The 14,002-nt window shown below is 58.2% G+C and carries 8 protein-coding genes; 1 reads left to right on the top strand and 7 read right to left on the bottom strand.

Annotated features, from left to right (window positions below):
• Positions 1–91 precede the first annotated feature (91 nt).
• The gene (locus tag BM400_RS11885) at positions 92–1,201 is read left to right on the top strand and encodes a pyridoxal phosphate-dependent aminotransferase (RefSeq protein ID WP_217644110.1); all 1,110 of its coding nucleotides are present in this window, start codon (positions 92–94) and stop codon (positions 1,199–1,201) included.
• A gap of 15 nt (positions 1,202–1,216) precedes the next feature.
• Here BM400_RS11885 and BM400_RS11880 read toward each other — a convergent pair whose 3' ends face one another.
• The 7 genes from BM400_RS11880 to BM400_RS11850 all read right to left on the bottom strand — a co-directional run bounded on the left by BM400_RS11880 (position 1,217) and on the right by BM400_RS11850 (position 13,951).
• Positions 1,217–2,698, bottom strand: a complete 1,482-nt coding sequence (locus BM400_RS11880) for a sulfatase (protein ID WP_089839359.1) — start codon at positions 2,696–2,698, stop codon at positions 1,217–1,219.
• Between the two features lie 59 nt (positions 2,699–2,757).
• Complete coding sequence (locus BM400_RS11875) at positions 2,758–6,051, bottom strand: TonB-dependent receptor (RefSeq protein WP_175528999.1); 3,294 nt, start codon at positions 6,049–6,051, stop codon at positions 2,758–2,760.
• Positions 6,052–6,239: 188 nt separating this feature from the next.
• Complete coding sequence (locus BM400_RS11870; protein WP_245781838.1) at positions 6,240–7,637, bottom strand: arylsulfatase; 1,398 nt, start codon at positions 7,635–7,637, stop codon at positions 6,240–6,242.
• A gap of 242 nt (positions 7,638–7,879) precedes the next feature.
• On the bottom strand, positions 7,880–9,070 hold the full coding sequence (locus tag BM400_RS11865; RefSeq protein WP_089841827.1) for a threonine synthase: 1,191 nt from the start codon (positions 9,068–9,070) through the stop codon (positions 7,880–7,882).
• Positions 9,071–9,102: 32 nt separating this feature from the next.
• Positions 9,103–10,326 carry a YncE family protein gene (locus tag BM400_RS11860; protein WP_175528998.1) on the bottom strand — a complete coding sequence of 408 codons (1,224 nt, stop codon included), beginning with the start codon at positions 10,324–10,326 and terminating at the stop codon, positions 9,103–9,105.
• A 41-nt stretch (positions 10,327–10,367) separates the two neighbouring features.
• Positions 10,368–12,038 (bottom strand): M28 family peptidase, encoded by a 1,671-nt coding sequence (locus BM400_RS11855; protein ID WP_089839355.1) that lies wholly within the window; start codon positions 12,036–12,038, stop codon positions 10,368–10,370.
• 53 nt (positions 12,039–12,091) lie between these two features.
• Positions 12,092–13,951, bottom strand: a complete 1,860-nt coding sequence (locus BM400_RS11850; protein ID WP_175528997.1) for a S9 family peptidase — start codon at positions 13,949–13,951, stop codon at positions 12,092–12,094.
• Between the last annotated feature and the right edge of the window lie 51 nt (positions 13,952–14,002).

Genomic DNA, 14,002 nt, shown 5'->3' with positions numbered 1-14,002 from the left:
GGCGCTTTCTGGGGTTCTTCCTTGGATGGCGTACCTTTGCAAGAAAGGGCTCGCCGGCACCATGGGAACCCTTCGAAACAAGGAGGAAACCTTGAGCTCGATATCTCGTCGCTCTCTTCTGAAGCAATGCGGCATTGCCGCCGCAGCCAATCTTCCTGTCATGAGCTTTGCCGCACCGGCTTCACATATTCCGGCGACGATACACGTCAATCTCAATGAGAACGCCTTCGGCCCTTCTCCCACAGTTGTTCCCGCAATCACGAGGGAGCTTCCTCGTCTCGCGCGATATGCCACGGCAGATCTTGCAAACGAGTTCACGGCGCAGATCGCGGCCTATGAGCGTGTGCCACCGGAGCAAGTTGTGCTTGGGGAGATCCTTGGTGGGCTTGGGTTGTACCTTGGAAGCCAAGGCGCACCCGGAGGAGAGTTTCTCTACTCGGTGCCTGGTTATCTTGCCTTGATTAATGCGGCCTCCCACGTAGGAGGGGTAGGGGTTCCGGTGCCCTTGAACTCGCATTTCGAAAATGATCTGCCGGCGTTGCGAGAGAAGGTGAGCCCACGCACCCGCGCTATCTACCTTATCAATCCGCACAATCCGACCGGCACCGCAAGTGATCCTGTGGCCTTCCGCGCTTTTCTCGAAGAGGCTTCACGGCAGGCGCCCGTGATCGTGGATGAAGCGTATCTGGAATACACCAGGGACTTTGAAGCACGCTCTGCCGTATCGCTCGTCCGTGACGGGGCAAACATTCTGGTTTTCCGTACCTTCGACAAGATTCATGGTTTGGCCGGGATGCCGATCGGATATACGCTAGCGCCGGCGAAGCTCGCTGCAATACTCCGTCGCAATGGATTAGGCGATGCCGAGGGGCTCGGCCGCCTCAACCTCGTCGCAGCGGCCGCGGCCTTAAACGACCAGGAACATGTCGGTAGAGTTCGCGACACCGTTTCGAGAGAACGCGCGATCTGGCTCCAGGTGCTGGACGAATTGAAATTGCGGCATACGCGAAGCGAGACGAACTTCATCTTCTTCGATACCGGCGCGCCTCAAGCGAATCTCGCAGGGAGCTTGGGGGAGCGAGGCATCGAGATCGCGAGAGCTTTTCCTCCTTATGACACCTGGGCTCGCATCACAATTGGACTACCGTCAGAGAATCGCCGCGTTCGACAGGCGCTGAGAGAGATATTCAGTCACCGTTAGCTCCACTGAATTGCACTATGAGTTCTGTTTGATGTATTTCCTCGCCAGAGTGGAAAGTTCGGCGCACCTTGCGGCATGCTTTGGATCTTCGGCTAGATTGCTCATCTCCAGAGGGTCTGACTGCTCGTTGAAGAGCATGCGGCCGTTAACGCCATCGGGGCCGTACTCGGCGTAGCGCCAGTGGTCCTTGCGGACCGCGATGCCGTGGATGGTTTTTCCATCTTCGCTCCAAATGCTATAAGCGGCACGATCCCATGGTGCGTGCGGTCGCCTGAGGAGCGGGGTGAGGCTCTCGCCCTGGAGGCCTGAAGCAGGCGGCTTGAGATGGCATAGATCTACCAGAGTAGAGTAGATGTCGATGGATTGGACGAGGCGAACGGATGCCGTTCCATTCCCTTGCGCGCGAGGGTCGTGGATGATGAGCGGTACGCGTGTGCCCATCTCGAAGAGAGATCCGGCCTTGGACCACTTCCCTTTCTCACCCAACTGGTAGCCATGGTCGGCGACGAATACAACGATGGTGTTGTCGCGAAGTCCAAGGACATCGAGCTCTCTCAGGACACGGCCAATGTTCCAGTCGGCCCATGAGATCGATGCGAGATACGCGCGAATAACCTCCTGCGCTTCCGTGGGGCTGGCCCCGCGACCGATGAAGAGATCGGCGTTGCGCATACGGATAGCGGCCTTGGGGAAGCCGTCCGGCACGGTGGGCCAGGCGGCAAAGTCCGGTGTCAACTCGAGCTTTTTCGGATCGTATAAATCAAAGAAGCGCTGCGGTGCCGTAGGTGGGCTGTGCGGCTTGGAAAAACCGCATCCGATGAAAAATGGTTTGTCGCGATAGGTGCGTAGATATTCGATCGCGGTTTCAGCGACGAGGTTTTCCGGATGGCCTTCGCCGTTGCCCTCGAGGACAAGGATCTGGTCAGAGTGTGCAGCCTGCTGATTATCCTGCGGCAGCGGTGGGACGATGCCGGAGGGCGGTGGCGGGACGGGTGGCCGAGGAATGACTTTTTTATGTTCCAGGCCTGCTGCAGGCTGTTGGAGCTTGGTTCCACCACCGACCGTCCACGCGATCTCATCGTCGTAGATGTCGTGGAAGATCTTGCCGGTTCGCGCGGTGACGTAGCCGTGCTGCTTGAAGAGTTGCGGAAGGCTGGTGAGGTCGGGCCGCGTGTCGCGGAAGTTGGTGCGATTGCCAAGGACCTGGGTGCGCAGAGGCGTCTGTCCGGTGAGCAACGAGGACCGCGATGGGTTGCACAGGGGAAACTGGCAGAAGTTGCGATCGAAGCGCACGCCACGGCTTGCGAGTGCATCCAGGTTAGGGGTTTGCGCACGGAAGCGGCTGCCGTAGCAGCCCAGTTCAACGCGCATGTCGTCGGACATGAGAAAGAGAACATTGGGTGGACGGATGGCAGCACTCGCCGAACGCGGAAGAGCAGCGACAGCGGCAGCCGATGTGGCCTGTGCAAGGAATTGGCGGCGGTTCGCTTTGGTCATAGGTCTACTCTCTTTTCATCGGAGACGTGGGTACCTTCACCGGTACCCACGTCCCATGGTTAGAAGACGATTCGTGCACCGATCTGAAGCTGGCGTGCTGCATAGGATGAGGTAATGGTACCGAAGGTAGAGCTTCCGTAGGCCGCCGATGGCGTGGTGAGATTCGTGTGGTTGAGAGCGTTGAAGACTTCACCGCGAAGCTGGAGGTAGCGGCCTTCTCCAAAACTGACGGCACGAATCAGGGAGAAATCTGCCGTGGCGAAGCCAGGTCCACGCAGGCTGTTGCGGCGTTGGGTGCCGAAGGTGTAGATCGCCGGCTGCGCGAAGGATGCCGCGTTGAGCCAGAGCTGCGATGGTCCACGCTGAGCGGCCGGGATGTAGGGATCGCCAACGATGTTGGCACGCTGATTGCCGGATGAGAATGCGTTGGTGTTGTTGGTGTTCGTCGTGACCGTGAAGGGCGCGCCGGAGTAGGCGCGGGTGACATTGCCGATGGTCCAGCCACCGACAGCGTATGCGAGGATGCCGTGGTTCAGGAAGGCACGATGTGGTCCGAATGGGAGCTCGTAGACGCTGGAGAAGACGAGCTGATGACGGATGTCGTTCGAGGAAGGACCATAGTCGGAGGCGCGGTCGTAGTAGTTCGCGTAGGTGCCGCCGTCGCTGCCGAAGGAAGAGCCGCCGGCGAAGGAATTGTCCAGGAACTTGGCGAAGGTGTAGGTCGCGTTGAGGTTGAAGCCGTTGTGGAAGCGGCGGCTGATGCGCGTCATCGACGCGAAGTAGTTGGAGTCGCTGTTGGTGGGGACGACGACGCTGACGTTGCCGAACTGCGGAAAGGGACGATCCTTCTGTGCGCTATGCGCGGCACTGAGGATAGAGGGATTGATCTGGTTGATCTGTTGCGTAGACCCGGCAAGCTTATGCGCTACGCTCCCGATGCCCGAGAGCTCAAGAACAAACTGGCCGGGAAGACGCTGTTCGATATCCAGGTTGAACTGAGTGGTGTAGCCGGTGCGCTTCTTCGGGTCGAAGTAGCTGACGGCTGTGGTGGCGGCGGATCCAACCGTGACGGCACCGAAGGCGTCGGTCAATGGCGCTCCGGCATTTGAAACATTGGGGACACCATTGCGCAGGAGGAAGGGTGCGGTGATGCCGTTGTCAGGAGTGGAGAGAGATTCGGAGAGGCTGAAGCCAGAGGTTGCGGCGTTGGGCTGCCCGGAGTCGAATGGGTGGGCATAGAAGATGCCTGCACCGCCACGGACAACGGTCGTCCCCAAGCCGAAGGGCTGGTAGGAGAAACCAAAGCGTGGCGCAAAGTTGTTGTAGTCGCCATTGTAGGGCGTGGTGCGGTATCCGTTGACGCCGAGGAATTTGACGACACCCGGCGTCCCTGAGACGGGGTTGATCGCAGCCGCGTCGAAGCTGTTCATGCGATTGTTCTCATCCTTGATCGGCGTGTCGGTCTCCCAGCGAAGGCCAAGGTTAAGCGTGAGCCGCGAGGTGATGTTCCAGTCATCCTGGAGGAAGCCTGCGAGATACCAACTCACGCGGGTGACGGGCTCCGTGCTTGCGGCACTGAAGGCAGTCGGGAAACCGACGAGGAGCGATGCGAGGCCGTTGCCGGTAGTGGTGTTGCCGGGGAGGGCCGTGGCCTGCGTGGCGAAGGTAAACGCACCGGACGCGGTAGAGAGGCTGACCTCGTGGTCCATCGAGCGGCGTACTTCCGCGCCGTACTTGATGGTATGGCGGCCAAGGCTTTGCGAGAGGTTGTCGACCAGTTGATAGACCGTGACCGGGTACTGCTGACGCTCTTGCGAGTTGCTGCCGAGCGCGCTGAAACCGGCAGGCGCGAAGTAGGGGAACGCGTTGGTCGAGACACCGTTGAGACCGAGCGATGAGGGGAAGGCTCCGACGCCATCGGCGTATTGGTGATAGACGCGTACGTCGTAGAGGAAGCGGAGATCGTTGACGACGGTCGGGGAGAACGTGTGGGTAAACTGCGCGTATCCGATATCGTCGGTCGATGTGCTGTTGGTCGTGGGGTCCGCAGCGCGATTGGGGTAAACCGAGTTGTTCGTCGTGACGCCGCTGGTGTGAATGTAACGGAGGGCCACGCGATCCTTCGGGGTGAGCACATGATCCAGACGAGCAAGGTAGAACTGCGTGTTATTGCCGCCGACATCGTTTGCGCGGAAGTTGTTTGCGCCGGCTAGATTATCCGGGGTACGGTTGGGCAGAGGATAGAACTGCAGGAGCGCGGCGGCAACCGGATCGATGGTGGTGATCTTGTTGCCGGCGAACTGAGTTCGAGTCGTGACACCATTCACTGTTCTGGTGGTCGATGGGTCATAGATTGGGATGAGTTTGCCAGCAGCGGTAAAGGTCTGGGAGAAATCACCTGCACGCTGGAGGAGAGTGGGAACAGTGAGCGTGACGGTCGATCCGGTGCGCTGGCGAGCACCCTCATACCCGAAAAAGAAGAACGTACGATCGCGGCGGATGGGTCCACCGATCGTGCCGCCGTAGATGTTGTAACGGAGTTCCGGCTTGATCTTGGCACCGTTCGAGATGCCTGCAAAATAACCGGGCGCGTCGAACGCATCGTTGCGGAGAAACTCATAGAGAGAGCCGTGAAAGCCGTTGGTGCCCGACTTGGTGTTTTGAATGACGATGCCGCCTGCGGAACCGCCAAACTCCGCGCCGTAGTTGTTGCTGATGACACCGATCTCCTGCACGGTATCCACCGGAGGCGAGACCTCCGCGGTGCCAATGCCGATGCGGATGTTCTGGCCGGAACCACCATCGAGCCAGGTCATCGAGCTCTTGGTCCGGCCGCCGGAGAGGCTATAGTTCGCGGAATCGATGAAGACGGCTCCGCCTGTGAGGGCAACAATGTTCATCGAGGTGCGGTTGCCCAGGGGAAGTTCAGAGACGCTCTTCGCTTCGATGGTCTGTCCAATCGACGAGGTGCGCGTTTCAAGCTCGGGCGCGCTGCTGGTGATCGTGACATTCTGATCGACCGTGCCACTCTTGAGTTGTGCGTCGACACCGAGTACCTGGTCGGTCGAGAGCGTGAGTCCGGCGCGTGTGTAGCGGCCGAAGCCCTTCTCATCGACAGAGACCGTGTAGGTGCCGATGTTCAACGCTGGAACGTTGTATTTACCGGCTTCGTTGGTGGTTGTGTGCACGGTGACGCCCGTGGCTTCGTTGGTTACATCAACCGAAGCGTGCGCGATGACGGCCCCGGCTTGATCGGTAATGACACCGTTGATCGTTCCCTGGGTGGACTGGGCACGGGCAGCGGGAAATGCCAGGATCAGAATGAACAGAGCGAAGAAAACTCGGAGGCCCAAAGATGGGGAGAAGAATTTCACGGTAGTTCCTTTCAATGAGACATACGTCGATAGGCGCGTTCTTGGACGCGTTAGGGTTTGCAAGTTTGAGGAAGGCAGGCAGTTAGAAACGACAGCGATAACATGGACAGAGCAGATGGTCCGTTCTATGGCGCACCGGGTTGGGAAGTGAGCTTGTCATAGGTTGTTTACACGGGGTCCGGATACTCTGTGGACGCGGCATGATTGGCACGGATATGCTGCTCGATACGCGCCACCACGTCAGGGTGTTGTGCAGCGATGTCGGTCTTCTCCGCTGGATCAAGGGTGAGGTCGTAGAGTTCCAGAGGCCCTCTGCGACCGTGACGAACTGCCTTCCATTTGCCCCACCTAACCGCCTGCTCGAAGCTTGGCTCGTAGAACTCCCAATAAAGGAGACGGTCAGGGACTTTCAAGTCAGGGTGAAGAAGATAGGGCCTAAGGCTGATGCCGTCGGTGCGCTCGGCCGGTACGCCCGCGAGATCGAGCACAGTGGGGACAAAGTCGGGAAAGAAGGTCGGAACATCCGTGGTGCGGTCTGCGGGAATGTGACCGGGCCAACGGACGATGAGCGGATCGCGGATGCCACCTTCATACATATCGCGCTTGTATCCGTGGAGCGGGCCGTTGGAATCGAAGAAGTCGATCACCTTGGTCTGTTCGGGGGTGGGTTCTGAGCGAGGGCCGTTGTCGGAGGCGAAGAAGATGATCGTCTCCTGGTCGATACCGGCAGCCTTCACGGTCTCGACGATACGCCCGATCCCCTTGTCGAGATATTCGATCATGGCAGCATAGGTCTTCTCATCGTCCTCCCATGGCTCGTTCGCATAGGAGGCGAAGTCCGGCGCGAGATATGGGCTGTGCGGAGCGTCGTAGGCGACGTAGAGGAAGAAGGGTTGCGCCGCATGTTGCTTGATATAGGCGACTGAGTCTTCTGTAACGATATTTGTCCCATATCGCCCCTGCTTGCCGTTGGCATTCTCAGGAAGATCGATGAGACGTTCATTGTCGTAACGCTGTGCCGGGAAGTAACCTTGCGTGCTTCCGGTCTGGGTCAGCCACCCCTTGAAGGTGCCGAAACCGTGGCGTGTAGGAATGGCCGCGGGATCGTACCCGTCGAGATGCCACTTCCCCATCAGGCCGGTCGCGTAGCCGCTCTTCGAGAGGTAGTCCGCGATGGTGTGGTCTTCCGGAGTGAGACTGGCACGCCGAATCTCCTCCTTGCCCTTGTAACCCATGTGACCACCAGCGAGAGCGAAGTTGTCCCGAACCCGTGTGTGGCCGCCGTGGAGACCCGTCATCAGCGTGCTGCGGGATGGAGCGCACACTGGCGCTCCCGCATAGGCCTGGGTGAAGCGAAGCCCCTCGGCGGCAAGACGATCGATGTTCGGCGTGCGGAACTTTTTCTGGCCATAGACGCTGGGGTCCCCATAACCCATGTCATCGGCGAGGATGAAGATGATATTCGGACGGCGGCTCGAGGCCTTCAGCCTGGATGCACCAAGCGCGACTCCAGAGGTGGCGGCGAGCGATGTCCAAATAAAGTTCCTGCGAGTCTGATTCTGCAAGCGTAACTCCATGTTGTTGAGGGAGGATCGGACGCTTGCAAAAAGAAACGCCCACGGGGAGTGGGCGGGTAAGGAGAAACTCAGGACCGATTGATTTCGGTTAAGCCGAGAAGACGCCTGCCGCACCACGGGACTGCATCGCAGAGCGACAACAGAAACGAGCAGCGGGCTGATAGAAATAATTCATCGGTTGAATTCAACGATCTCACGGGTCCGGCCACTCGTCAAGCTGCGAGCGACTATCAAGGTCGCACCAATCCCATCGCGTTCGAGGTCACATCGGTGTACTTCAGCCCAGAACCTGTGTTGAATAGCACGACCTTATCCTCAGGACTGAGAACGCCGTTTGCAATGAGTTGGTCGTAGGCTGCTGTTACAGACGCTCCTTCCGGAGAGAGAAAGATCCCCTCGTACTTCGCCCAATCCAGGATTGAGTTCAAAATGTCTTCGTCACTCACAGACAGTGCGATTCCATCGGAAGCTCTAAGGATGTCGAGTATGATGTGGTCCCCATAGGGCTTGGGCACACGCAAACCGGAAGCGAACGTTGCAGCATTCTGCCACATCTGGCTGGCATTGTCGTTCTGCTCGTAGGCACGAGTCACTGGCGCGCAACCCGCGGCCTGCACCGCGATCATTCGCGGACGTTTCCCGGGTTTTACCCAACCTAATTGTTCCATCTCTTCGAAGGCCTTCCACATGCCGATAAGCCCTACGCCGCCACCGGTTGGATAGAAGACAGCTTCGGGATATTCCCAGCCGAGTTGCTCAACCAGTTCGTATCCCATGGTCTTCTTGCCTTCCACGCGAAACGGCTCCTTCAAAGTTGAGATATCGAACCAGCCTTCCTCCTCCCTTCGTTCGGCTACGATCCGGGCGCAGTCAGAGATCAGACCGTCCACGAGAGTGACTTTTGCGCCATAGGCTATCGCTTCAACGTAGTTGGCAAACGGCACATCTCGGGGCATAAAGATATGCGCTTCTATGTCCGCCGCGGCAGCATAAGCCGCGAGCGCACCGGCGGCATTGCCTGCGGACGGAACCGCAAGCTTACGTAGTCCGTACTGCTTTGCCATGCTCACTGCCAGCGATAGACCACGCGCTTTGAATGTGCCCGTAGGATTGGTGCCTTCTTCCTTGAGATAAGCGTTCGTTAAGCGCTTGCTATGCAGCATCGGGGTCCACCCCTCGCCCAGAGTAACGGGTTTAACGTCGGGCAAGACGGCGCTATACCGCCACATGCCACGCCAAGGTGCACCCGCGGTGCTTGCAATCACCTCGTCAGGGTTCGTGCCTTCGAGTGTGGTGAGATCGTAACGAACATACAAGGATCCAGGTGGCTGAACCGGGCAACCAGCATGAACGGTTTGTGGCTTTTCAGCAGAGATTTGGGCGTGGCAACGGACACATTCCAGGTATGCGATCTGAGGCATGTTTTCTTGAAACTCCAATCGGAGGGATGCTCCTACTGAGCGATCCCTTTGCTATCTATAACCTGCAAGGTCCGCGAGGTGTAGTTAGTCAGGTAAAGAATGCCTGCATCGTGGGCGAGGCCGATGTTTCTCGGGAAGGTTCCGGCGGACACAAGCAAAGGCTTGGCTGAGGGAGCACGCAGCTTGAGAAACGCAAGCGTACCGTCCACATCCGAGAATCGGTTGGAGTTTGCGACCGCCAGCCATTGATCGTGCTGAAAGAGACGAAGACCGACTGGAGCGTGCCCACCGGTTGCCATCGTTTGCCGAAATGCATTGACAGGATTCGATTCCAGCTTCTTCACGTCGAATTCCAGTACTGCGTTGTCGCCGCGAGCACTGACATAGAGAGAAGACATATCGTTTGATTCGGCGATCCGCACCGGGGAGCAGCCGGAAGCGACGCGAGACAGAATCGCTTCGACTGTTGGATGACTGATCGCACGACCCACGTCGATTACAGAGATAAAGCCATTACCGTGCGCAGCTGTTCCCTTCTTCTGCACGCAGTCTTGCTTCGCTAAAGCGGGGTTGTCCGCTCCAGCTACAGTGACCGTCCGATGTGCGGGCAGCAGTTCGGTTGCCACGTAAAGCCGGGACCCGTCAGGCGAAATGGTGATGCTGGGAACAACATCTCCCATCGCAATCCGGCCAACCGCTTTTGGCTCATGAACACGTCCCGAAACATCAATGTTAGTCGCGATCACACCGACACTTCCGCGTTGTTCATCCACAACGCCGTACTCATTCGCCGAAAAAACGTATCGTCCGTCCCTACTGGCGACAACATCAAAGACGCCTGCTTCCGCTCCTTGACTGACGAAGATTGGCACTCCCCTGCCACGAATTGCATCATGTACATCGAGAAACGCGACTCCCGCATCTCCTGCTCCGACGACCAGTGTCTTACTCCCGGGAAGCAGAACCAACCCGTTGGCCCCCTTGCCTCCTACACGCACGAAGGTCTCGGGCAAAAGCCGACCTTTCTTCACGCGAAAGACTTGGATCCCGGACACGACATCGCTCCGGCTCCCTGCGGCCGCATCCGGTCCCTTGAAATTCGCAGCGCCGACGTTCGTAACCGAGACAAAAACGAATCTACCATCGAATGTCGCCAGCGCTGTCGTAGGGTTTCCCAGGGTGGGGTATGCCTTGGTTACAACGCGTTGAGACTGGGCAAGATGAACCCACGAGGCAAGAGCAAAGAATAAGAACATACGCTGGGCGGAGACCGTAAGCAAATGAAAATATCGCAACACTAAGACCTCGGAATCGTGCTGAAGAAGCTCTCTGGGTACCATGCCGGCTTCGTCGGCGCATTGGCAACACGGAGTGCAAGAGCGAGCAGCACACGATCGAAATGGACTGCCGCCGCCTTATCAATCGGTTGCTTGAGATCGTCGTCCGCATGGTGATAGCGAGTCTTGATCCATTCGTTGAAAGCCTTCTGTTCAGGTGTATCAGGAAGCCATCCGAACTTGAACGCCAGCGCTGGGATGCCATACTTGACGAAGCTCGCCTGGTCCGAACGGATGAAGCGATTCTCATCCGGCTGCTTATCGAACTGGACCTCGATGTCGTTACGCTGGGCGGCAGCGCGCGCGTCGTTTCCTAGTGTCGACTCACCGAGGCCCTGCACTTCCAGGAACCGGAGAGGGAAGAGCGGCAGATACATATCCATGTTGAGATCAGCGATGATCTTGCTTCGCATCACCGTTGGATATCGCGCATAAAATTGCGATCCCAGCTCGCCTTCTTCTTCTCCAGTCAGGGCGAGAAAGATGACAGAACGCTTCGGACGCGGACCTTTCGCGAGAGACTTGGCCGTCTCAACCAAGGAGGCGATGCCTGCGGCATTGTCCATTGCGCCGTTGTAAATGGAGTCTCCGTTGACCGCGCGTCCCACGCCGAGATGATCGAGATGAGCACTGAGCACGAGGAACTCATGTTTGAGCTTCGGATCGCTGCCCTCAAGCAAGGCGACTACGTTTGGAGATTCTACGTTTGCGACTTCATGAACAATCGTCGCCGCATGTATCGAAACAGTGAGGGGAAATCTGGGAAGCGGCGTCCCTTCTTCAGCAAGCGAGAATAGCTCCTGAATCGAATGCCCAGAACCTTCGAAGAGTTCTTGAGCGTGCTCGGAGGTAAGAGTCGCGCTGAGATGCAACCCAAGCAGCGAATCCACGCCTGGATCCGAGAGCACGACTTGCGGTCCTGCTTCGAAGGCGGCCCTCGGGGCCGCTCCTGCATTGCCATTCAATCGGCGCGGCTCAGAGATGGTGATGATTCCAACCGCACCCGCGGCCTTTAGGCCCTTCCAACGCTCCGCCGCCGTGCGATAGTAGGCTTTCAGCGGACCATGTATGGACGGTGGAGAACCTGCAAGAACGACAGCGATCTTGCCGCGGAGGTCCAAGCCTTTCAAATCGTCGAAGCCAAGCGCTGGCACTGCGAAGCCATAACCGGCAAAGACTGCTGCGGCAGCAACAGGAGTTGCCCCTTCGACATGTGGACTTAGTGTCACGTCGCTTCCTGGCTTCAAGACCTTGCTCGGACCATTGGCTGGAAAGAGTTCAAACGTGGAGTGCTCGTTGTCGGCCGCAATCGTGCGGAAGCCAACGGATTGTCTGAATCCCTCCGTTCCAGCCGGCTTCAAACCAATAGCCTTAAACCGAGACTCAACGTATTCCACCGCGCGAAGAAACTCGGGCGTCCCTGTTCTGCGCCCCTGCAAATCATCGCTTGCAAGTACCTGCAGATGCGCGAGCCACGCGTCCTCGGCTGCTTGCTCCTGGAGTTTTGACTCCGCTGTCTCTGCGCGTATTCCGGGGTCATAGCTAGCTCCAACCGGATGCTGCGCCGATCCTGCCAAAGTTGTCGCGAAGACGCACGCTGAGGCGCACGCTAAAAATTGAATGCGTTGCATAAGAACTCCTGTTGCGGTCCGGGTCTCATCGTCCAAATCCTGGACCGCATCCGTTATTGTGCTGAATTTGGCATCAGGTACCTGTTCAAGAACGCAAGCTCACGTTCGTCGGCATCCCTGCGATGTTCCAGTTGCTGAAAGCCATGTCCTTCGTTTGGGTAGGTCGTATAGCTGAAGGTCTTCCCGGCTTGCTTCAGCGCAGCCGTAAACTCCTGCGACTCCTGCGGAGGCACTTGCGGATCTTCCTCACCATGCAGAATCAATAAGGGAGCCTTGATGTGTGCCACGTCCGGCAGTACGTTCGCCTTCCGATATACGGCAGGCTTCTTGTCCGGTGGTCCGCCCATCTTGGTCTCCCATCGGATGGCGGAATTGCGGTTGGTATAGCGCAGAAAGAGAGCGCGGTCGACCACTCCGAACTTCTCAATACCGACGGCGAAAGTATCGGGCAGTTTGGCTACAGCGTTCGCAACGACCGTGCCTCCGTGGCTTCCACCGGAGATGCCTACTCGCTTGGCATCAGCCAGGCCCGTGTCGACCAGATACTTCACAGACGCGGCAATGTCATCGATCTCTCCGCCGCCGGAGTCTTCCACATTTGCGTTGCGGAAGCGCTCGCCATATCCCGTGCTCCCCCGGAAGTTCGGCTCCAGCACAACATACCCCTGGTCGGCCAGATAAAGGGACCACGCCGCGACGCTTAACATAACCTGACCTTCGGGACCGCCATGCGCCAGAATCACCGCAGGATAACGAACGTCATTCTTATACCCCGCGGGTTTATAGAGAATGCCGGCGATCGCAAGTCCATCCTTGCTCTTGTAGTGAACTACCTCCGGGGTGATGCCGATGTTCTCGAACTTCGAGTGCCTCACCTCGCCGGCGAGTTGCGGAGCTTGCTTGCCTTCTACCGATGCAACATAGTGAGCGGTCGCTCCCAGCGTGGTGCGCTGTGTGAACGTGATGCTCTTGCTGTCGGTAGACCATTGCGGCTCCGCTTCGATACCGTCAAGGTTGGTAAGGCGATGAGGCTCGCCACCGCCCGCAGGCACGAGCCAGACATGGCGTTGCTCGGCGAGACCACGATTGGATTCAAAGGCGATCCAGCGCCCGTCGGGTGAGTAGATGGGCTGTTCGTCCTCTCCTGTCCCAAAGGTCAACTCCTTCGGTTTGCCGCCCTTGGATGGGATGAGCCAGATTTTGTCCCAGTGCGTCTCCTGCAGGACGACTGCCAGCGTGCTGCTGTCAGGCGACCATGCCGCAGTGTTGATGGCCCATGCGCCACCGGGGTCGTTTTTGGCGACATAGAGATCCAGGGCTTCACCCGCAGCGGCGCCCTTCTGCTGATCGAACGGGAGGACCTTGAGCTTGCCCGAAAAGTGCTCGCGCGAGCGCTCTGTATAGGAGATTCTTGTTCCGTCCGGCGACCACAGAGGATGTGGGTCGAAGCGATCCGAAGAGACTGCATCGCCTCTATCCTGCGCTACGTTGACCGCGATCGCATCGGCGCCGTGATAGATCTCCGTCGCAGCGATGAGGGTGCGGGCCGTACCGTCTTCGCTCACGGCATAGAGCTCGTTGTAGCCCTTTGAGCCGGACTCGTACAGGATCCATTTCCCATTCGGGTTCCACTGTGGGTGATGATCCGTTGCGCCACGTGGATCACCTGGGCCCTTGGCGTCATGCGTAATCTGGACGGCGTCACCTCCGGAGAGCGAGGATACCCATACGTTGCCTTGGTTAATGTATGCGATATGCTTTCCATCCGGTGAGCGGAGAGATTCCGCTCCGTTGCCCCGGCGTCCGCCACCTGCGGCGGCAGGGCTAAGAATATCGTCCAGTGTGAGCGTGGTTGTCTGACCGGCCAACAGGGCCGGCGATAGAAACAGGAAGGCGATAAAAAGTTTTTTCATGATGTGTCTCCCATCCATCGGGCTGGGTTCGCCGCCACGCATACACGCGTG

Origin of the sequence: Granulicella pectinivorans (genome assembly GCF_900114625.1) — a bacterium.
Classification (GTDB): domain Bacteria; phylum Acidobacteriota; class Terriglobia; order Terriglobales; family Acidobacteriaceae; genus Edaphobacter; species Edaphobacter pectinivorans.
This window is presented reverse-complemented; position numbering and strand designations above follow the sequence as displayed.